We start from the raw sequence: 19,705 nt of genomic DNA, 5'->3' as shown, positions 1-19,705 counted from the left end.
CCGCGCTCTCCCCTGCCCCTTCTGCTTACTTCCCCTGCTCTTCCTGCTCTTCCTGTCCCCCTTCGACCAGCCGAGCCGGGAACCCGCCCGTCGCCACCGGTCCCCACCGCTCCGGGGTGATCCGGATGACCGACTTGCCCTGCTTGACCATGGCCGCCCGGTACTCGTCCCAGTCGGGGTGTTCCCCGGCGATGTTCCGGTAGTACTCCACCAGCGGCTCCACCGACTCGGGCAGGTCCACGACCTCGGCCGTGCCGTCGATCTGCACCCAGGGCCCGTTCCACTCGTCGCTGAGGACGATCAGGCTCACCCGGCTGTCCCTCTTGGCGTTGCGCGTCTTGGCGCGTTCCGGGTAGGTGGAGACCACGATCCGGCCCGAGTCGTCGACCCCACAGGTCAGCGGGGAGCCCTGGGGGCTGCCGTCGGCCCGCCGGGTCAGCAGGACCGCGCGGTGCCGGGGTCGTACGAAGTCCAGCAACTCGTCGAGCGATACACGGGTGTTCGTCGCGATGTTCGGTGCCATGGGGGCAGCCTAGGTGGACTCGGCGTCCGGAGAACGGCGCGACTCCGGCCCGGAGGCCTCGACCGTGGCTGTCCCCGTCGCGACGGCCGCCGTCGCCGTCGCCGTCGCGACCGTCGCCGGTACCCGGGCGTCGACCCCTGCCTCGGCGGCCTGGGTCAGCGCGCCCGTGGTCCGCAGCGGGACCTCCTTGATGAACAGGGTCACCAGGAAGGCGAGGAACGCGACCGGGGCGACGTACAGGAAGATGTCGGCGATGCCGTGTCCGTAGGCGCTCTCCAGCCAGGTGCGGATGCCCGCGGGCAGCAGGTCCATGTCCGGCAGTTCACCGGAGCCGAGCGCCTTGGCGGCACCGGCCTGCTCCTGCGGGCTCAGCGTGCCGATGGTGTCCTCGGCGTAGTGGCTGATCCGGGTCGTCATCACGGAGCCGAGCACCGAGACGCCCACCGCGCCGCCGAGCGACCGGAAGAAGGTGATGACCGAACTGGCGGCCCCGAGGTCGCTCGGGGCGACCTGGTTCTGGGTGCACAGCACCAGGTTCTGCATCATCATGCCGACGCCGAGGCCCATGAGCGCCATGAAGACGCCGATGTGCCAGTACGGGGTGTCGTAGCGCATGGTGCTCAGCAGCCCCAGGCCGGCGGTCAGCAGCGCACCGCCGGAGACCAGCCAGGCCTTCCACCTGCCGGTCCGGGTGATGATCAGACCGGAGACGGTCGACGACACGAACAGGCCGGCGATCATCGGGATGGTCAGGACGCCCGACATGGTCGGGGACTCGTTCCGCGCCAGCTGGAAGTACTGACTGAAGAAGATGGTGCCGGCGAACATCGCGATACCGACGAACAACGAGGCGACCGAGGCCAGCGTGATGGTGCTGTTGCGGAACAGCCGCAGCGGGATGATCGGCTCGGATGCCTTCGTCTCGGTGAAGAGGAAGACCAGGGTGAGCAGGAGCGCGCCCCCGACCATCGCGTACGTCTGCCAGGACAGCCAGGCGAACCTGTCGTCCGCGAAGGTGACCCAGATCAGCAGCAGGCTGACGGCCGCGGTGATGAAGAAGGCGCCGGCCCAGTCGACCTTCACCTTGCGCCTGGTCTCCGGCAGGTGCAGCGTCTTCTGCAGGACGACCAGGGCGATCAGCGCGAACGGCACACCGACGTACAGGCACCAGCGCCAGCCGAGCCAGGGGGTGTCGGTGATCACGCCGCCGACCAGCGGGCCGCCCACGGTCGCGACCGCGAAGGTCGCGCCCAGGTAGCCGGAGTAACGGCCGCGTTCCCGGGGGGAGATCATCGCGGCCATGATGATCTGGGCCAGCGCGGTCAGCCCGCCGGCGCCCAGCCCCTGGACGACCCTGGCCCCGATCAGCATGCCGGAGTTCTGCGCCATGCCGGCGAACACGGAGCCCAGGAGGAAGACGATCAGGGCCAGTTGGACCAGCACCTTCTTGCTGACCAGGTCGGCGAGCTTGCCCCACAGGGGGGTGGACGCCGTCATCGACAGCAGTGCGGCCGTCACAACCCAGGTGTAGGCGCTCTGACCGCCGCCGAGGTCGGTGATGATCTCGGGCAGGGCGTTGGAGACGATGGTGGAGGACAGGATCGCGGCGAACATGCCGAGCAGCAGGCCCGACAGTGCCTCCAGGATCTGCCGGTGGGTCATCGGGGCAGTGCTGTTCGTGGAGCCTCCCCCGTGCTTGGCATGAGCTCGCACACCGGTCGGTGTGGTCGTTGCCATGGGCTTCCTTCTCTTAAGTGTGTGCGGGCGCTCTCAAGCGTGTGCGGGCGTGTGCGTGCTCTCCGCGGGGCTGGGCGGCGGCGTCGCGCGGGGCATGGGACGGCAGTCGCCGAAGCTGTCCCTGAGCCGGGCCATGAGCTGGGTGAGCTGCCCGATCTCCTCGTCGGACCAGTCGTCCAGGCGCTCGGCGAGCAGGTGCGTGGTCCACCGGAACAGCTCGTCGAGCCGGGCGTGGCCCGCCGGGGTGACGCGCAGGATGCGGGAGCGCTTGTCGGCCGGGTCGGGGGAGCGCTCGATCCACCCGCGTTCGGCCAGATGGGCGACGTGGCGGCTGGTGACCGACAGGTCGAGGACGAGCAGCTCGGCGAGCCTGCTCATGTGCATGTCGCCGTGGCGGCCGAGTGCCGTCAGCACGGCGGCGGAGCCGCTGTGACAGTCGGCCGGCATGTTCCGGCGGAGCTCCCGCTTCACCGCGCTGAAAGCGCTGAGCTGCCGGACGAGCTCCTCGTACTGAGCCTGCTCGGCCATCACACCTCCCATTTGTTGCTTAGGGCAACGATAGAAGTCGATGGTTGCCACAGACAAGCAAAATGGGGTTCGGGCGTCTTAAAACTTGGCAAAGGCAAGTATTGCGAATCGTAAACCCGCAGGTGAGTCCCCCGGCGTTGCGTGCTCAGGGCCGGATGTCCCGTGCCCGGGGCCGGCCCGACCGAGGGTGGAGACGGTCAGGCGCGTTACGCACGCCCCCACTTGGGGCCCGTGTCGGCAATTCGCTAGTGTCTCGGGCCATGGCTAACTCCCAGGCCCCCCAGGGCAACCACGACCCCGCCGGCAGCACTCAGATGTTCCGCGCGTTCGTCGACGACGCCCCTCAGGGGCAGCAGGCCGCCGCGACGAGCGGTGGCGGTCCGCGTATCGGCCTGATCATCGGTGTCGTCGTCGCCGTGGCGATCGTCGCGGCGGTGGCCTGGCTGGCACTGGCCTGACGACCGGACGCGCGAAGGCCGCCGTCACGCCCACGAGGGGCGTTCCGGCGGCCGGAGGTCCGCGTCCCGGGACTTGAGGTTCCGGGGCGGGGTTCCCGGGGCGGAGCGGCGGCAGTGGCCGACGCTCCGCCGACCGGTGGCTCAGCCGTGCTCAGTCCGAGATGAGGCCCTCACGCAGCTGGGCCAGGGTCCGGGTGAGCAGCCGGGAGACGTGCATCTGGGAGATGCCGACCTCCTCGCCGATCTGTGACTGGGTCATGTTGGCGAAGAACCGCAGCATGATGATCCGCCGCTCGCGGGGCGGCAGCTTGGCGAGCAGCGGCTTGAGCGACTCCCGGTACTCCACGCCCTCCAGTGCCGTGTCCTCGTAGCCGAGGCGGTCCGCGAGGGAGCCCTCGCCGCCGTCGTCCTCGAGGGCCGGGGAGTCCAGCGAGGACGCCGTGTACGCGTTGCCGACCGCGAGTCCGTCGACGACGTCCTCCTCCGACACGCCCAGCACCGCGGCGAGTTCGGGAACCGTCGGGGAGCGGTCGAGCTTCTGGGAGAGCTCGTCGCCGGCCTTCGTGAGCGCCAGGCGCAGCTCCTGCAGTCGGCGCGGCACCCGCACCGACCACGACGTGTCGCGGAAGAACCGCTTGATCTCGCCGACCACCGTCGGCATCGCGAACGTCGGGAACTCCACGCCCCGTTCGCAGTCGAAGCGGTCGATCGCCTTGATCAGCCCGATGGTGCCGACCTGGACGATGTCCTCCATCGGCTCGTTGCGCGAGCGGAAGCGCGCCGCGGCGTACCGCACCAGCGGGAGGTTGAGTTCGATCAGGGTGTCCCGGACGTAGCCGCGCTCCGGGCTGTCCTCGTCGAGTGCGGCGAGCCGCAGGAACAGGGAGCGGGACAGGGTGCGGGTGTCGATGGCCGCCGTGTCCGGAAGCTCTGGAGCGGGCGCGGCCGCGAGGGCCGGGACGTCATCGATGGGGCCGAGTGCGTCGAGAGCATTGGGAGCTGTCTCGCTCTCCGCGAGCGTGAGCACCTTCGAGCTGCCCTGGTCTGCGGACATGCCACCCCCTTTGGGTCGCGGGACGGTCGGGGCGAACGTTCCCGTCCGAGGAACGCAGCCCTCACCTGAATACCGGAGCCGGAGCCTCGGCAAACGCGCTTCCCGCAGAATGTCACATGTCGGCAACGCGCTGTAGTGACATGTCGACATCCGAGTGACGAATCAGCCCTGGAAACAAGGGAACTGGCGGTGTTTCAGCCCAGAAACGCCAAGATGGGCACTAGTGAGCGATTGCCCCTTTCGGGTTACGCGTCGATCCTGTTCGCGGACCGCAGCCGCTGAAAGCTGCGCGCGAGCAGCCGGGACACGTGCATCTGCGAGACGCCGAGTTCCACGCTGATCTGCGACTGGGTGAGGTTGCTGTAGTACCGCAGCAGCAGGATCCGCTGCTCCCGCTCGGGCAGTTGGACGAGCAGGTGCCGGACGAGGTCGCGGTGCTCGACGCCGTCCAGCGCCGGATCCTCGTAACCGAGCCGGTCCAGCAGGCCGGGGAGCCCGTCGCCCTCCTGTGCGGCCTCGAGGGAGGCGGCGTGGTACGACCGCCCGGCCTCGATGCAGGAGAGTACGTCCTCCTCGCTGATGCGCAGCCGTTCGGCGATCTCGGCGGTCGTCGGGGAGCGTCCGAAGGCGGTCGTGAGGTCCTCGGTGGCGCTGTTGACCTGTACCCACAACTCGTGCAGCCGGCGCGGTACGTGGACGGTGCGGACGTTGTCGCGGAAGTACCGCTTGATCTCGCCGATCACCGTGGGCATCGCGAACGTCGGGAACTGCACGCCCCGCTCCGGGTCGAAGCGGTCGATGGCGTTGATGAGCCCGATGGTGCCGACCTGGACCACGTCCTCCATCGGCTCGTTGCGGGAGCGGAAGCGGGCGGCGGCGTAGCGCACGAGCGGCAGGTTGGCCTCGATGAGCGCCGTGCGCACCCGGGTGTGCTCCGGCGTGCCCGGCTCGAGATCCTTGAACTGGGTGAACAGCACCTGGGTCAGGGCCCGGGTGTCGGCGCCGCGGCGCTTGGCCGGTGACGGGTCGGGCTTCGGGGCCGGTGGCTGTTCGGCTGTCGGCAGGGGCGTCGGCGGAGGCGTGGGCGGGGGTGCGGAGGGCTGTGTCGAGGGGTGATCCGGGGTCGAGGCCGGGGCCGGGGTCGGGTCCGGAGTGGTCGAGTCCGGGGACTGAGCCGGAGCCGGGGTCAGGGCGGACACCTGGTCCTGGGGCGGCGCAGTACTGGCCGACACGGTCAACGCCACCTCTTCATCGGTCGACTCATCCGTCAAAAGCGGTCATAGCATCACAAGACATGCTCAGTGTGTGCAAGCACCGCATATTCCGTGTTGAGTGACGGTTCATGCCCAAGGGTGCGCAAAAGCCCTCCACTGTCACGGTGGAGGGCTTCCGGGGCGGAGGCTCAGAACTCGTAGTCGGCGATCACCCACGTGGCGAACTCGCGCCACAGCCCGACGCCCGCCTGGTGCCTGGGGTGCTCCACGTACCGGCGCAGCGCGTCGGCGTCCTCGAACGCCGAGTTGATGACGAAGTCGTAGGCGATGGGCCGGTCGCTGATGTTCCAGGCGCACTCCCAGGAGCGGATCTCCGGGATCTCGCCGTCGAGCGAACGGAACGCCTCCACGCCCCGCACGACGCGCGGATCGTCGCGCTCGACGCCCTCGTTCAGCCTGAAGAGGACCAGGTGGCGGATCATCAGCCTCCTCCGTTCGCGAGCCAGGTCATGAAGTCGCCGACGGCGTTCGCGGCGTCGGAGATGCCCTCGAACGCTATCTTGACGTAGTCGCCCGCCTTGTCGGGGTCCGTGATGATCACATACAACGCGAAGACCGCGAGGACAAAAACGGCGATCTTCTTCGCGTTCACCGCCATCGCGGCCCTCCCCTGTCACTGTGGTGCACCGGCGTCACCCGTACGTGCCGAGCGGGCCCATGATCGCACGAAGGGCCCCGTCTGACGACGAGGCCCTTGAGGAGCGGTAGCGGTGGGATTTGAACCCACGGTGACTTGCGCCACACTCGCTTTCGAGGCGAGCTCCTTCGGCCGCTCGGACACGCTACCGAGGGAGACCTTACAGCAAGGGACGCGATGGTTTGAAATCGGTATTCAGCGGTTCCGGAAGAATGCCGTGAGCAGGTCGGCGCACTCCTCGGCGAGCACTCCCTCGACGACTTCCGGCCGGTGGTTGAGCCGCCGGTCGCGGACGACGTCCCAGAGGGAGCCGACCGCGCCGGCCTTCTCGTCCCGGGCGCCGTAGACGACCCGGTCCACCCGCGACTGCTGGATCGCGCCCGCGCACATCGTGCACGGTTCCAGCGTCACCACGAGGGTGCAGCCGGCCAGCCGCCATTCCCCCAGCTTCGCGGCGGCCCGCCTCAGGGCGAGCAGCTCCGCGTGGGCCGTGGGGTCGGGACCGGCCTCGCGTTCGTTGTGCCCGGAAGCCAGCACGGTGCTGCCGTCCGGGGCCAGCACGACCGCGCCGACGGGCACGTCCCCGCCCCGGACGGCCAGTTCGGCCTCGTCCAGGGCGAGCCGCATCGCGGCCCGCCAGGGGTCGCGCACCGGGTCGGGCGGATGGGTGTTCCCGGTCAGCGGACGGTCTCCAGGACCTCCGAGGCGCCCAGGACCTCGGCGATCTCGCCGAGCGCGTCTCCGGACAGCGAACGCAGTTCCTTCTCGCTCACGCCCAGGTCGTCCAGGACCCGGGCGTCGCCGACCGGCCCGTGCGGCACGGACTCGCCGGAGCCGGCGCCCGCGACGACCTCGTCGGCGCTGTCGTCGTCCGGTTCACCGTCCTCCGTGCCGTCGAGGTCGAGGGCGTCCAGGTCGGTGCCGTCGTCCCCGGGCTCCCGGCCGAGCAGTTCGTCGGTGAGCAGGATCTCGCCGTAACTGCTGCGGGCGGCGGCCGCGGCGTCGGACACGTAGATACGAGGGTCCTCCTCGCCGTCCACGCGGACGACGCCGAACCAGCCGTCCTCCTGCTCGATCAGTACGAGCACCGTGTCCTCGTCGGGTGCGGCCTCCCGGGCCAGGTCGGCCAGATCCGACAGGGTCTCCACATCGTCGAGTTCCGTGTCGCTCGCTTCCCACCCGTCTTCGGTGCGCGCGAGCAGTGCGGCGAAGTACACCGTGACTCTCCCACTGGTCTTAGGTGTGCCGGTCGGGGGTCCCCCCGGCGGAGGTTGCGGACGGGGAGTGCTCTTCGAGCCCCGCCCCCGCCCACTCGGAATCGTGGCAGAAACAAGGCCGTCAGGGGATGTCTTCGGTCCCCTGTGTCCGGCAGTTTTGCACCCACGCCGCCGGTGTTCCCGTAGGGGACCCGTCGGCGCGCTCGCCCTCGCCATACGCGGATCGTACGCGGCTCTGCCCGTCCAGCCCGTAGGGCCACTGCGGCAAACACCCGCATGCGCCGTGAGCTTCCCGCACCCGGCTCACCCTTTCGGCGCCGCGCCCACCGGGGGGCCTGGCGGGGCCCCCTCACGAGGCCCTACCAGCGGAAGGTCCGCATGCGCATCGCGTGCCGCAGCCGGGCCGCCTTGGCGCGGCGCGGCTGGACCCGGTTGCGCAGCTCCCTGGCCTCGGCGAGTTCGCGCAGGAACCGGGCACGGCGCTGCCGCCGCTCGGCCTCCGTCTCGTCCGCCCCGGGCGGGCCGGTCATACCGGGTACGCCGGACACACCGGATGCGTAGGACGCCTCCGATGTGTCGGACTCGTCGGCAGTGCCGGGCGTGCCGGGTGCGCCGCGTCTTGCGCGTGCTCCGGGCGCTCCGGATATTCCGCGCATGTCACGTATGTCACGCATTTCGCGCATACCGCGTATACCGCGTGCTCCGGATGTCCCGCGTGTCGACGGCTCGTCTCGGGAATCCCGTTCAGGCATTGCTTCATCACCCCAGTCCGTCCCTCCCACTTTCCCCCGGACAGGCGGTTTGACGCCAGCGAAGGAGTGGTCGCGGGCCGAAGGGCTTGCCACCCGCGGGGGAGCAGGGCCCAGCTCGGCCCGGTTAATCTGGGGACATGCGTCTCCACGTCGTCGACCACCCCCTGGTCGCACACAAGCTCACCACGCTGCGCGACCGGCGCACCGACTCCGCGACCTTCCGTCGCCTCGCCGACGAGCTGGTCACCCTGCTCGCCTACGAGGCCACGCGTGACGTGCGCACCGAACAGGTCGACATCCGGACGCCGGTGGAGCCGACCACGGGTGTCAAGCTGTCCCACCCGCGCCCGCTGGTGGTACCGATCCTGCGGGCCGGTCTCGGCATGCTGGACGGCATGGTCCGACTGCTGCCGACCGCCGAGGTGGGTTTCCTCGGCATGATCCGCGACGAGGAGACGTTGCAGGCGGCGACGTACGCCACCCGGATGCCGGAGGACCTGTCCGGCCGCCAGGTGTACGTCCTGGACCCGATGCTCGCCACCGGCGGCACGCTGGTCGCCGCGATCCAGGAGCTGATCAAGCGGGGCGCGGACGACGTGACCGCCGTGGTGCTGCTGGCCGCGCCGGAGGGCGTCGAGGTCATGGAGCGCGAGCTGGCCGGCACCCCGGTGACCGTCGTGACCGCGTCGGTCGACGAGCGCCTCAACGAGCACGGCTACATCGTGCCGGGCCTCGGCGACGCGGGGGACCGGATGTACGGGGCGGCCGAATAGCCGAACAGGGCCGAGCCGCAGCCCGGTAGTGCGCGTGGACCCTCGTCCGGTGCGCGCGTGGGTCCCTGTCGCGCGGCCGCCCGGGGGCCGGTGCTCCCGTGCGGCCGCCGCGGCTTCAGCAGCCCTTCTTCGCGGTGGGCGCCGGCTTGGGGGCGGTCAGTGCGGTCAGGGCCCGGTCGGCGTCCGCTTTCGCCGTCAGCCGGGTGAAGCCGTCGCCGATGATGAGGTCGAGCTCGCCGCCCTTGCGGGAGGCCTCGGTACGGCGTTCGGCGTCGGCGAGCTGAGCGCCGAGCACCGGCAGCGAGGACTTGAGCGCGGACGTGGGCCCGAGCAGCACACCGGCGCCCTTGACCTTCTTGTCGTACTCCTCGGTCGCGTTGCCGACGTCGCCGATCTTGAAGCCGCGCTTCTCCAGCTCGTCGGCGGTCTTCCGGGCCAGGCCGCCGCGGGTCGTGGCGTTGAGGACGTTGACCGTGATCCGGCCGGGTTCGGGGAGCGCGGCGCTGCGGGCGGGACCGGGGCTCGGCGTGGGGCTCGCCTTGGGGGCACAGCCCGCCTTGACGCCGACCGCGGAGGCGGGGTTCTTGTCGCCGGTGAAGACGTCGAAGAGCTGCAGCGTGCCCCAGCCGGCCACGCCGAGCACCGCGAGGGACGCGGTGGCCAGGGCGACGAGCCTGCCGCGGCGACGGGGTCGGCGCATCCGCGGGTACCTGTCACCCCGGATCCGGTACTGGCCGCCCATGCCGGGAGGAGTCAGCATGCTCATGGGCGCAGCGTAGTGCGCTCCGACGGTAATGCCTACTAGATGATCATTGGATGCCACGCAGTCCAACCCGAAAGGGCCAAAGCGGGCTCGGTCAGGTGTCGTCCGGGGCCGCGGGCGGGGCGACCGGGGAAGCCGAAGGTGCCCGGCGGCACGCCGAGGGCTCCTGGACCGGGGTCGGTCCCGCGTGAACGGGCCGGCGGCTGGGGTCCCCCCGGACGGAGTCCGGGGAGGGTCAGCTCAGCTCGAGGACGCGGGCGTGCAGCACCTGGCGCTGCTGGAGCGCCGCCCGCACCGCGCGGTGCAGGCCGTCCTCCAGATAGAGATCGCCCTGCCACTTCACGACGTGCGCGAAGAGGTCGCCGTAGAAGGTCGAGTCCTCGGCGAGGAGGGTCTCGAGGTCGAGTTGCTGCTTCGTCGTGACGAGCTGATCGAGGCGGACCGGGCGCGGCGCGACGTCCGCCCACTGCCGGGTGCTTTCCCGGCCGTGGTCGGGGTACGGCCGGCCGTTTCCGATGCGCTTGAAGATCACACGGAAAGCCTACCGGTCAAGACGTTCCGGGCGCAGCCTCACGGCTCGGACACGTGGGCAAGTCCGGGTGAGTCGGGGTCGATTTCCGTCAAAGGGGGTGGGTGTGGCCGGATTGCCGACGCATTCCTCCCGTGGACGCCCTCCCGAGCGGCCCATCGCCTGGGGCAGGACACGCGGCTGACGCCGTGACCGCTCCGCGGTCGCCTGCGCGGACTCCGTGGCCCTGCCGACCCCGCCCCGTCGCGTACTCACCCTTCGCGTACGATTCCGCCCACGGCTTACTTAGGGGAGCCTAACCTAAAGGAATGGGGGCACAGTGGCCGGTGAGATCTTCCGGGACGACTGGGGAATTCCGCATCTGCGCGCGGACGACGCGGTCGGACTCGCCCGTCTCCAGGGCCGGGTCACCGCCCTCGACCGGGCCTGGCAGTTGGAGGTCGAGCGGCACAGGGCGCAGGGCACCTCGGCGTCCTTCCTCGGTCCCGAGGCCCTCCCCTGGGACCGCTTCGCCCGCCGCGCCCGCCTGGCCGACACGGCCCGCCGCTGCTTCGCCGAGCTGGAACGACGGGAACGACGAGGACGACGAGGACGACGGGGACGACGGGGACGACGGGGACGACGGGATGCAGAGACGGCGCACTGGCTACGGGCGTACGTGGCGGGCGTCAACGAAGGGCTGACTTCCGCCACTGCCCCCGAGTTCGCCCGCACCGCCCTCACGCCCGGCCGCTGGGAGCCCTGGACACCGCTCGCGGTCTGGATCGCCACGCACATCCTGTTCGCCGGCTTCCCCGCGAAGCTCTGGCGCGAGCGGGCCGCCGCGCACCTCGGCGCGGACGCCGTCGGACTGTTCGCCGCCGACGGCCCCAACAGCTCCGGCAGCAACGGCTGGCTGGTCGCCGGGGAGCGGACGGTGACCGGCCGGGCCGTCATCGCGGGGGACCCGCACCGCTTCATCGAGGACCCCGGCGTCTACCAGCAGATCCACCTCTCCTGCCCGGAGTTCGACGTCGTCGGCCTCGCCGTGCCCGGTGTCCCCGGCATCGCCCACTTCGGTCACACCGGCACGGTCGCCTGGGCGATCACCAACGCCATGGCCGACTACCAGGACCTCTACCGGGAGCAACTCCGGCGTACCGGCGCTGGAGTGGAGGCGCTCGGTCCGGACGGGGTCTGGCGGCGGGCCGCCCGGCACACCGAGACCATCGAGGTCGCCGGCGAGGAACCGGTCGGGGTCGAGGTGATCGAGACCGACCGCGGGCCGGTGGTCATCGGTGGCCCCGAGGGCCTCGACGACGGCGTGCCCGAGCCCGGCGTGCCCCCGGTCGCTCTCGCCCTGCGCTACCCGCCGCGCGTCACCGGGGACCTGGGCTTCGGCGCCCTGTTGCCGTTGCTGCGGGCCCGTCGGGTCGCCGACGTGGACCGGGCCGTCGACCTGTGGGCCGAGCCCGTCAACGTGATCCAGGCCGCCGACACCGAAGGCGGCACGCTGCACCGGGTGGCCGGCCGGGTGCCGGTCCGGGCCGAGGCCAACGGGATCCGTCCGGTGCCCGCGTGGGAGCCCGGCCACGACTGGCAGGGATGGCACGAGCCACCGCGCGCCGGGCTGACCGACGGTGTCGCCGTGATGGCGAACCAGCGCGGCCCGGCCTCCCCCCTCGGGGTCGAGTTCGCACCGCCGCACCGCGCCGACCGCATCGCCGCCCTGCTCGCGCGGAAGGAGCACTGGTCCGCGGCCGACATGCCCGCCCTCCACATGGACACCCATCTCGCCTCCGCCACCGCCCTGCTGGACCACCTCGCCGCCCTCGAGGGCCTGACCGGTCCGGCGGCCGGTCTGCGCGACCGGCTGCTGCGCTGGGACCGGCGCATGGACGCGGACAGCGCCGACGCGGCTGTCTTCGCCGCGGTGCGCGGCGCGGTCGTACGGCGGCTCGCGGAGCACCCCGCGTTCGCCGCACTGACCACGTCCCCGGCCTGGCCGGAGGTTTTCCAGCCCTGGCTGGCGCTGCTCCCACGCATCGGCTTCGCGCTCGAACACCTCCTCACCGCAGAGGAGTTGTACGGCATCGACCGCCCGGCCGCGGTCCGCGCGGCACTGGAGGAGGTGGCCGCCCGGCCGCCCGCCGGCACCTGGGGCGACACCCACCGGTCGGCGCCCTGGCGGGCGTTGCCGCCCACGACGCCGTACGACGAACCCGGTCTGTCGGGCGACCACGACTGCGTGCTGTGCACCTCCTCCGTGCCCGGCCTCACCGACCTCGCGGCACGCGGCCCGGCCGCCCGGTACGTCTGGGACCTGGCCCGCCGTGAGGACAGCCGCTGGGTGGTGCCGCTCGGCGCCTCGGGCGTCCCCGAATCGCCCCATCACCGAGACCAACTGGCCCTGTGGCTCAAGGGAGATCTCGTCCCGGTCGTCACCGACTGGGCGCGGTTGCGGAAGGAGACCGATGTCTGACCCGTACGACTCCCGCGCGGCCGTCCACGAGCAGGTGGTCGACGGTTTCGGCTGCCTGCGCGTCCTGCCGCTCGACCCGTCGGCCGACGCGCCCCTGCTGCACCGCTGGGTGAGCGGGGAACGCGCCGTCTTCTGGGGCATGAACGGCCTCACCGAGCGGCAAGTGGCCGAGATCTACGCCCACATGGACACGCTCGACACCCACCACGCGTACCTCCTCGTCAAGGACGGTGAGCCGGCCGCCCTGTTCCAGACCTACGAACCGGAGGCCGATCGGGTCGGTGAGTGCTACCCCGTCGAACCCGGCGACATCGGCCTCCATCTGCTGCTCGCGCCCGCCGCACCGGGCGGCGCGCGCCCCGGGTGGACGGCCGCGCTGATCGCCGGCGTCGTCACGTTCGTGCTGCTGGGCCCGGACCGCGAGCGCGTGGTGGTCGACCCGGACGTGGCCAACGAGAAGGCCGTCGCCCGCTTCCTGCGGCAGGGCTTCACGGCCGGCCCCGCGGTCGTCCTGCCCGAGATCGACCTGCCGGACGTGTACCTGCCGGAGAAGAGGGCCCGCCTCGCCTTCCTCACCCGGGAGGCGGCCTTCGGCAGGTGACGGCCTTGCCCGTGCCGCCGTGGTTCCCCCCGGGGAAGCCGTGGTTTCCCCGGGGGGTGAGTGTTTTGCGCCTCCCGTCCGTACTCAGCCTGAAGCCGGATTGCCGGATTGCCGAAAGGCGGGAAAAAAGGTGCAGCGACGGGGCGGCCGGGCGGTGGGCGATGGCGGACGCGGCGCAGGAACGGGCCGCGGAACCCGGCGACTTCAAGGGCTGGTGCTGCTGGGCACCGTGCTGGTCCTGCTCCTCCTCGGCAGCGCCGGACCGGCGAGTGCGCACGCGGCCGTTCGCGAAGCCGTCCCCGAGGACGGAAGCGTCGTCAAGTCCGCCCCGCAGCACGTCACCCTGACCTTCACGGAGTCCGTCGCCCTGCTGGACGACTCGTTCCGCGTCTACAGCCCCGACAACCACCGGGTGAAGCTGGGCGAGCCGCGGCACGCCGACGGCAGGTCCGACACCGCGCGTGTCGACCTGCCCGACGGGCTCGACGACGGCACCTACACGGTCGCCTGGCGGGTGGTCTCCGCGGACAGCCACCCCGTCTCCGGTGCCTTCACGTTCTCCATCGGCAAGCCCTCGCCCTCCGCGCCCGCCGCACCCGAGGCCCCGACGGAGCACCCGGTCACCTCGAGCCTCTACAACACCGGCCGCTACCTCGCGTACGTCGCCGCCGCCCTGCTCATCGGCACGGTGGCGTTCGCGGCCCTGTGCCGCCCGCCGGACACCGCCCCGCTGCGGATGCCGCTGGTCACGGGCTGGTGGACGCTGCTGACGGCCACTTTGGTCCTCCTCGTCCTGCGGGCCCCGTACGAGAAGGGCACGGCACCCACGACGGCGTTCGACCTCTCGGCCTTCACCGGCATCCTCACCGGGCGGCCGGGCCTCGCCATGCTGGCCCGGGTGGCGCTGTTGGTGCTCACGGCGGCCGTCCTCCTGTGGCTGCCCCGCCTCACCCGCCGCCGTGAGCCGGACGTCGGCGACCGGACACCGCCCGCCCAGCTCGCCGTGGGCGGCGTCCTGGCCGTCGCGCTGGCGTTGACCTGGGCGGCCGCCGAGCACGCCTCGGCCGGCATCCAGGTCCCGCTGGCGATGACGTCGTCCGTGCTGCACCTGCTGGCGATGGCCTGCTGGCTCGGCGGCCTCGTGGCCCTGCTCACCACCCTGTTCCGCGCCGAGGTCCCGCTGCCCGTCGCCACGGTCATCCGCTTCTCCCGCCTCGCCTTCCTCTCCGTGACGGTGCTGGTCGTCACCGGCGTCTACCAGTCCTGGCGGGGCCTCGGCTCCTGGACGGCGCTCGGGGACTCGGCGTACGGGAGGGTCCTGACCGCCAAGCTCGTGATGACGGCCGTACTGCTCCTGGCGGCGGCCCTGTCCCGCCGCTGGACCACCCGCCTGGCGACGGCCGCGGCGCCGACGACAGAGACGGCGACGGAAGCGGCGGACGAGGAGACGGTGGAGGCACCGGCACCGGCACCGGCACCGGCAGCGGTTGCTGTTGCGGAGACGGCGACGCGGCAACGGGTCCCGGAACTTGTGACCGCCTCCGCCCCGGGCAAGACACCCCCCGCGCCTCCCGCACACCTGCCCCCCGACGCCCGGACGTCACCCGAGCCGGACGCCCCCGCCCCCGAGGCGTCCGCTCCCGACCGCCATCGGCGAGGTCTGCGCGTCTCCGTCCTGGCGGAAGCGGTCGTGGCGGCCGTGGTGCTGCTGGTCACGTCGGTGCTGACCAGCACCCTCCCGGCCCGTGCCGAGGCCGAGGCGGCGGATGCGGCCGAGAGCGCCCCGGTCGCCGGACTGCCCGCGGCGACGGTGGTCACCATCCCCTACGCCATCGGCACCCCCGGCGGGAGGGGCAGCGTGCAGATCACCCTGGACCCGGGCCGGGTCGGGGAGAACGGCATCCAGGCGGTGGCGTTCGCCCCCAACGGCGCCCTGGACTCGATCCCGGAGCTCCGCCTGTCCTTCACCCTCGAGGAGAAGGACGTCGGTCCCATCGACGCGGGCCTGACCGACCGCGGCGGCTACTGGGCCACCAGCGATCTCACCCTCCCCCTTCCCGGCACCTGGACGATGAAGGCGACCGTCAGGGTCTCGGACGTGGACCAGGTGACCGAGTCCCACCCCATCCGCATCGACCCCTGAGACGCCCTCACCGGGGCCGCACCGGTGCGGGAACGGACCCGCACGGCACCGGCGAGGAGGCCGGGAGCCCCCGGGCTTCGGCCCGGGGAGCCGGTCAGAGCTTGCTCATCTTGGCGTACGGGCTCAGGATCCGCTCCCGCGCCGAACCGAAATCCACGAGTGCCGCGATTCCGTCCTCGACGCCGATCACGCGGCCGAGACCGTACATGTCGTGTGTGACCTGGTCGCCCACCGCGAAGTGCTCGGGGGGCGGCGCGACCGGGGCCTTGAAGGGGCTGGTGGGCAGAATGCGCTTCGGTGCAGCTGGCTTCGTCATCGCCACCAGTATGGGCCCGGGTGCCCGTGGGGCCCAGGGCGTGATCGTCGAAGGCGCGCGCATCCGGTGAGCCGGGCGGTCGCACGTGTCCGTATGCGCCCGGCGCCTTGTGACCGCCCCATCGGGCAACGGCTCCCTCCGATGCCCGACTGTGGGTCAGTTGTGCGCGCATTCGGCCATTTGTGAACTCCTGGGGAACTCTTCTACAACCTTTCGTCGCATGTATCTGTCTGGTTAGCGCAGAGATGCTCAAGGGTTCATAAGGCTTCATGTAGAGGAGCTCAGAACGTGACCGTGCGTTCCTTTGCCCGGCGGATGCGACCACGAGTCGAGCGGAAAGCCGCCGAAAGGGTGTGGCAGCTGCGCACCATGCGGCGGCGCCGCATGGCAGCGACCACGGACCCGGTGCTCCGCCCGGTGGCGGTGCGCGGCCAGCAGCTCTACGGACGGGTCGTGACGCGGTTCAGCGCCGCCGACGCGGCCGCCGCCAACCTCGACCTGGTCGTCGCCGCGCTGGAGCAGGAAGGCATCCCCTACTTCCTGGTACCGGCCTCGCGTACGCGCCACACGGTCGGCGTGAACGCCGTCGACCGGGAGCGTCTCCTCACCGCCCTCGAGGCGCGGAACGCGGGGAAGGCGGTGTTCATCGGCAGACCGCTGCCCGGCGCGAAACTCAAGCACCCCGCACTCTTCATGGACGGCGTACTGCCGACCGCCTTGCGCACGGCCCCCATACTGCGGGTCGGGGAGAACCACCTGGGGCCCTCGGGCCAGCTGCTCGCCGGGCCGGAACTCGCCTGCGACATCGAGTTCTGGGAGGACGGGGCGCAGCTCCTCGCCTCCGACGACGGGCCGCGCCGACTGGCCAAGGTGCAGCCGCAGGCGTCCGAGGACATCTTCGCCGAGTCCCTCGTCGCACCGCGGAACAACGGCATCACGGACGTACTGCCGGCGTCCGAGCAGAAGCCGGCCACGGTGCGGGTCGGCGACCGGGAGCTGCCGAGCTTCGTCCCGCTCACCCTGCCGACCGTGAACGACGTGACCTTCCCCGTCGACGTCGTCTACACCTGGGTGGACGGCGAGGAGCCGGAGATGCGCGCCAAGCGGGCCCGGTACCAGGAGCGCGGCATCGCCGAGATCCTGGACAAGGAGACCAACGCCTCCCGCTACACCAGCCACGACGAGCTGAAGTACTCGCTGCGCTCGCTCGCGATGTACGCCGACTTCGTCCGGCACGTCTACATCGTGACCGACGGCCAGAAGCCGCACTGGCTCGACGACCGGGCCCCGGGGATCACGGTCGTCGACCACCGCGACATCTTCCCGCAGGGCGTCCTGCCGGTGTTCAACTCACACGCGATCGAGACGCGGCTGCACCACATCCCGGGCCTGTCGGAGCACTACCTGTACTTCAACGACGACGTGTTCGTCGGTCGCCGGGTCACCGCGGCACAGTTCTTCCACGGCAGCGGTCTGATGAAGATCCCGGTGTCCCCGCTCAAGATAGGCGTCGGCAAGCCGCACGCCGAGGAGACGGCCACCAACTCCGCGAGCAAGAACGTCCGCCGGCTGCTGCTGGAGAAGTTCGGGCGGATGACGACGAACAACTTCATGCACACCCCGCTGCCGCAGCAGCGCAGGACGCTGGAGGCGCTCGAGGAGCTCTTCCCGGAGGACATCCGCCGCACCACGGCGTCCCGCTTCCGCTCGCCGCAGGACATCGCCGTGACGGCTCCGCTGCTCTACCAGTACGCGCTGATGACCGGCCGCGGCGTGCCGGGCAAGTACAGCTTCCGGTACGTGAACATCAGCCGCCCGGACGCCGAACGACGCCTGGCCGATCTGCGCCGCAACCGCCGCTTCGACTTCTTCTGCCTCAACGACGTCGACGTGCCGCCCGAGGAGCGGGAGCAGGTCGGTGTCCGGATGAACGAGTTCCTGGAGCACTACTTCCCCTTCGCGAGCCCCTTCGAGAAGCAGAAGTGACGGGGGCCGGGAGCATGCGCGGCACGGACAGCACGGACATCCGGCACCGCCTCGGAGCGCTCGGGGGCGTGCGGGCCGCCCAGGGCTCGCTGGTGCGCCTGAGGCTCTGGCCGTCGACCCGGCTCTGGGCGCTGCGCGCGGCGCGCTCCCGGCGGCGCCTGCGGGCCACCGTCCCCGGGTTGCGCCGGGTCACCTTCGGACCGGTGCGGCTGTACGGCCGCACGGTCGCCGACTACACCGCCGCGGACGCCGCCGAAGCCGACCTCGAGCGGGTGTGCGCCCTGCTGGAGGGGCTCGGCGTCCCGTACTTCCTGGTCCCCGCCGACCACGGGGACGGTGCGACGCGACAGGTCATCGGCGTCGAGGAGACGTACCGCGGAGTGATCCTCTCGCAGGCCGCTCAGCGCTTCGCAGGCACCGCCGGGTACGTCGGCACCGTCGGACCGGACGGCGCCGTGACGAAGGCGGCGCTGTGGGCCGACGGGAAGCTGCCGCGGGCGCTGAGGCGGGCCCCGGTGCTCCGCACCGGCACGGTGCGCCTCGGCCCGGGAGGGCAGGTGCTCACCGGCCTCGAAACGGGGTGCGACATCGAGTTCTGGTGCCACGGCCGGGACCTCGCCGCCCCGGGCACGGACCCCTCCTGGCTCACCGTGCCCGGCAGCCGGTTGCCGGACGTCTTCGGCCCGGCACTCGTCGCCCCGCGCCGCAACCCCGTGTCGGAGGTGCTCCCGGTGGCGGCGCAGCGGCCCGCCGAGGTGGCGTGCCGCCACCGCAGCGTGCCGACGTTCGCCCCGTTCGCCGAGCCGGGCATCGACGAGGTGCGCTTCCCCGTCGACGCCGTGTACACCTGGGTCGACGGGGACGACCCGGCGATGGCCGCGAAGCGCCACGCCCACCAGGCGCTCTCCGACGGCGCCATCGCTCCGCGCGAGACCGGCGCCTCCCGCTACACCAGCCACGACGAGCTGAAGTACTCGCTGCGCTCGCTGCGGATGTACGCCGGGTTCGTCCGGCACGTCTACCTCGTGACCGACTCCCAGATCCCCGCCTGGCTGGACCCGGACGCGGAGGGGCTGACCGTGGTCGACCACCGGGACATCCTCCCGGCCGACGCGCTTCCCGTCTTCAACTCGCACGCGATAGAGAGCCGGCTGCATCACATCCCGGGTCTGTCGGAGCACTACCTCTACTTCAACGACGACGTCTTCATCAACCGCCCGGTACGGGCCGAGCACTTCTTCCACGGCAACGGCATCGCCCGGATCCCGCTGTCCCCGCTGAAGCTCGGCGTCGGTGCCCCGCACGCACTGGAGCCGGCCCCGAACTCCGCGGGCAAGAACACCCGCGAGGTGATCAGGCGCTTCCACGGCAGGCACATCACCCACAAGTCGCTGCACACCCCGCATCCCCAGCTGCTGTCGGTCCTGCGGGAGATGGAGAGCCTCGGAATCGAGGAGCTCGAGCGGACCTCCTACTCGCGCTTCCGCTCCACCTCCGACGTCGCCCCGGCGTCCACGCTCCACCACCACTGGGCGATCGCCACCGGCCGGGCCGTCCCGGCCGACTACCGCTTCCGCTACGTGCAACTGGGCGCACCGGACATGAGGCGGCGCCTGGCCCGCCTCGCGGCCGGTGAGGACATCGACTTCTTCTGCCTCAACGACGTGGACACCGCCCCGGCGGACAGGGCGGCGGCCCGGACCGCCCTCCGCGACTTCCTGGAGCGGAAGTACCCGTTCCCGAGCCGCTTCGAAAGAGCGGCCCGGACCACCCCGCGCCCGGTCGCGCCGCTCACGGCGAGTCTCCTGCCGCAGCCGGCGCGGGAAGGGGCCCGGCTGCGCGACTGACGGGCACGGGCGGGGCGAGGCACCCGCAGGGAGGGCCGGAACACGTCGAAGGGCCCCACCGCGAACGGTGGGGCCCTTCGACATCGTGCCCGGTGAGGCACTGGCG

20 protein-coding genes and 1 tRNA gene are annotated in these 19,705 nt (G+C 71.5%); 7 read left to right on the top strand and 14 right to left on the bottom strand.

What is annotated here, in order from left to right:
- Window positions 1–25: 25 nt before the first annotated feature.
- From AB0I73_RS28805 to AB0I73_RS28795, 3 genes are read right to left on the bottom strand one after another with little or no spacing between them, the layout of a single operon-like run.
- Window positions 26–523 carry a PPOX class F420-dependent oxidoreductase gene (locus AB0I73_RS28805; protein ID WP_363042123.1) on the bottom strand — a complete coding sequence of 166 codons (498 nt, stop codon included), beginning with the start codon at window positions 521–523 and terminating at the stop codon, window positions 26–28.
- A gap of 9 nt (window positions 524–532) precedes the next feature.
- Window positions 533–2,260 carry an MDR family MFS transporter gene (locus tag AB0I73_RS28800; protein WP_363042121.1) on the bottom strand — a complete coding sequence of 576 codons (1,728 nt, stop codon included), beginning with the start codon at window positions 2,258–2,260 and terminating at the stop codon, window positions 533–535.
- A gap of 33 nt (window positions 2,261–2,293) precedes the next feature.
- The gene (locus tag AB0I73_RS28795) at window positions 2,294–2,788 is read right to left on the bottom strand and encodes a MarR family transcriptional regulator (RefSeq protein ID WP_363042119.1); all 495 of its coding nucleotides are present in this window, start codon (window positions 2,786–2,788) and stop codon (window positions 2,294–2,296) included.
- A gap of 260 nt (window positions 2,789–3,048) precedes the next feature.
- Here AB0I73_RS28795 and AB0I73_RS28790 point away from each other — a divergent pair, with 260 nt between their 5' ends.
- Window positions 3,049–3,246: a hypothetical protein gene (locus tag AB0I73_RS28790; RefSeq protein ID WP_109376474.1), complete on the top strand. Its 198-nt coding sequence runs from the start codon at window positions 3,049–3,051 to the stop codon at window positions 3,244–3,246.
- A 151-nt stretch (window positions 3,247–3,397) separates the two neighbouring features.
- On the opposite strand, the gene AB0I73_RS28785 is transcribed toward AB0I73_RS28790, so the two are convergent.
- From AB0I73_RS28785 to AB0I73_RS28750, 8 genes are all read right to left on the bottom strand, one after another.
- On the bottom strand, window positions 3,398–4,300 hold the full coding sequence (locus AB0I73_RS28785; protein WP_363042117.1) for an RNA polymerase sigma factor SigF: 903 nt from the start codon (window positions 4,298–4,300) through the stop codon (window positions 3,398–3,400).
- Window positions 4,301–4,545: 245 nt separating this feature from the next.
- Window positions 4,546–5,538: an RNA polymerase sigma factor SigF gene (locus tag AB0I73_RS28780; RefSeq protein ID WP_363042180.1), complete on the bottom strand. Its 993-nt coding sequence runs from the start codon at window positions 5,536–5,538 to the stop codon at window positions 4,546–4,548.
- 164 nt (window positions 5,539–5,702) lie between these two features.
- Window positions 5,703–5,996 (bottom strand): Dabb family protein, encoded by a 294-nt coding sequence (locus AB0I73_RS28775; RefSeq protein WP_109376471.1) that lies wholly within the window; start codon window positions 5,994–5,996, stop codon window positions 5,703–5,705.
- Window positions 5,996–6,172 (bottom strand): hypothetical protein, encoded by a 177-nt coding sequence (locus tag AB0I73_RS28770; protein WP_363042115.1) that lies wholly within the window; start codon window positions 6,170–6,172, stop codon window positions 5,996–5,998. The genes AB0I73_RS28775 and AB0I73_RS28770 overlap by 1 nt, the downstream gene beginning before the upstream one ends.
- 104 nt (window positions 6,173–6,276) lie before the next feature.
- Window positions 6,277–6,361, bottom strand: a tRNA-Ser gene (locus tag AB0I73_RS28765).
- Window positions 6,362–6,406: 45 nt separating this feature from the next.
- Complete coding sequence (gene tadA, locus AB0I73_RS28760; protein WP_109376666.1) at window positions 6,407–6,838, bottom strand: tRNA adenosine(34) deaminase TadA; 432 nt, start codon at window positions 6,836–6,838, stop codon at window positions 6,407–6,409.
- A 50-nt stretch (window positions 6,839–6,888) separates the two neighbouring features.
- Window positions 6,889–7,428: a hypothetical protein gene (locus AB0I73_RS28755; RefSeq protein ID WP_363042113.1), complete on the bottom strand. Its 540-nt coding sequence runs from the start codon at window positions 7,426–7,428 to the stop codon at window positions 6,889–6,891.
- Window positions 7,429–7,787: 359 nt separating this feature from the next.
- On the bottom strand, window positions 7,788–7,976 hold the full coding sequence (locus tag AB0I73_RS28750) for a hypothetical protein (protein ID WP_109376468.1): 189 nt from the start codon (window positions 7,974–7,976) through the stop codon (window positions 7,788–7,790).
- Between the two features lie 341 nt (window positions 7,977–8,317).
- Between AB0I73_RS28750 and upp the strand changes: the two genes are divergently transcribed.
- Entirely contained in the window at window positions 8,318–8,953 is a 636-nt protein-coding gene (gene upp / locus AB0I73_RS28745) for a uracil phosphoribosyltransferase (protein ID WP_109376467.1), read from the top strand.
- Between the two features lie 115 nt (window positions 8,954–9,068).
- On the opposite strand, the gene AB0I73_RS28740 is transcribed toward upp, so the two are convergent.
- Window positions 9,069–9,695: a LytR C-terminal domain-containing protein gene (locus AB0I73_RS28740; RefSeq protein WP_363042178.1), complete on the bottom strand. Its 627-nt coding sequence runs from the start codon at window positions 9,693–9,695 to the stop codon at window positions 9,069–9,071.
- A 256-nt stretch (window positions 9,696–9,951) separates the two neighbouring features.
- Window positions 9,952–10,248 (bottom strand): type II toxin-antitoxin system VapB family antitoxin, encoded by a 297-nt coding sequence (locus AB0I73_RS28735; protein WP_202275276.1) that lies wholly within the window; start codon window positions 10,246–10,248, stop codon window positions 9,952–9,954.
- Between the two features lie 316 nt (window positions 10,249–10,564).
- Between AB0I73_RS28735 and AB0I73_RS28730 the strand changes: the two genes are divergently transcribed.
- The 3 genes from AB0I73_RS28730 (at window position 10,565) to AB0I73_RS28720 (ending at window position 15,450) form a co-directional block, all read left to right on the top strand.
- The gene (locus AB0I73_RS28730; RefSeq protein WP_363042111.1) at window positions 10,565–12,706 is read left to right on the top strand and encodes a penicillin acylase family protein; all 2,142 of its coding nucleotides are present in this window, start codon (window positions 10,565–10,567) and stop codon (window positions 12,704–12,706) included.
- On the top strand, window positions 12,699–13,307 hold the full coding sequence (locus AB0I73_RS28725; protein WP_363042109.1) for a GNAT family N-acetyltransferase: 609 nt from the start codon (window positions 12,699–12,701) through the stop codon (window positions 13,305–13,307). Before AB0I73_RS28730 ends, AB0I73_RS28725 begins: the two co-directional genes overlap by 8 nt.
- 214 nt (window positions 13,308–13,521) lie before the next feature.
- A complete protein-coding gene (locus AB0I73_RS28720) occupies window positions 13,522–15,450 on the top strand; it encodes a copper resistance protein CopC (protein ID WP_363042107.1) in 1,929 nt (642 codons plus the stop codon).
- 94 nt (window positions 15,451–15,544) lie between these two features.
- Here the strand turns inward: AB0I73_RS28720 and AB0I73_RS28715 are convergent, their stop codons facing one another.
- Entirely contained in the window at window positions 15,545–15,766 is a 222-nt protein-coding gene (locus tag AB0I73_RS28715) for a hypothetical protein (protein ID WP_363042105.1), read from the bottom strand.
- Window positions 15,767–16,150: 384 nt separating this feature from the next.
- Here AB0I73_RS28715 and AB0I73_RS28710 point away from each other — a divergent pair, with 384 nt between their 5' ends.
- Window positions 16,151–17,752, top strand: coding sequence for a stealth family protein (locus AB0I73_RS28710; protein ID WP_363042103.1), 1,602 nt, complete (start codon window positions 16,151–16,153; stop codon window positions 17,750–17,752).
- A 14-nt stretch (window positions 17,753–17,766) separates the two neighbouring features.
- A complete protein-coding gene (locus tag AB0I73_RS28705) occupies window positions 17,767–19,599 on the top strand; it encodes a stealth family protein (RefSeq protein WP_363042101.1) in 1,833 nt (610 codons plus the stop codon).
- The last annotated feature ends 106 nt before the right edge of the window (window positions 19,600–19,705 follow it).

This window comes from Streptomyces sp. NPDC050388 (assembly GCF_040655635.1).
In the GTDB taxonomy this organism is placed as follows: Bacteria; Actinomycetota; Actinomycetes; order Streptomycetales; family Streptomycetaceae; genus Streptomyces.
Note: the sequence above shows the minus strand (reverse complement) of the source record. Positions and strands in the feature narration are given on the sequence as shown.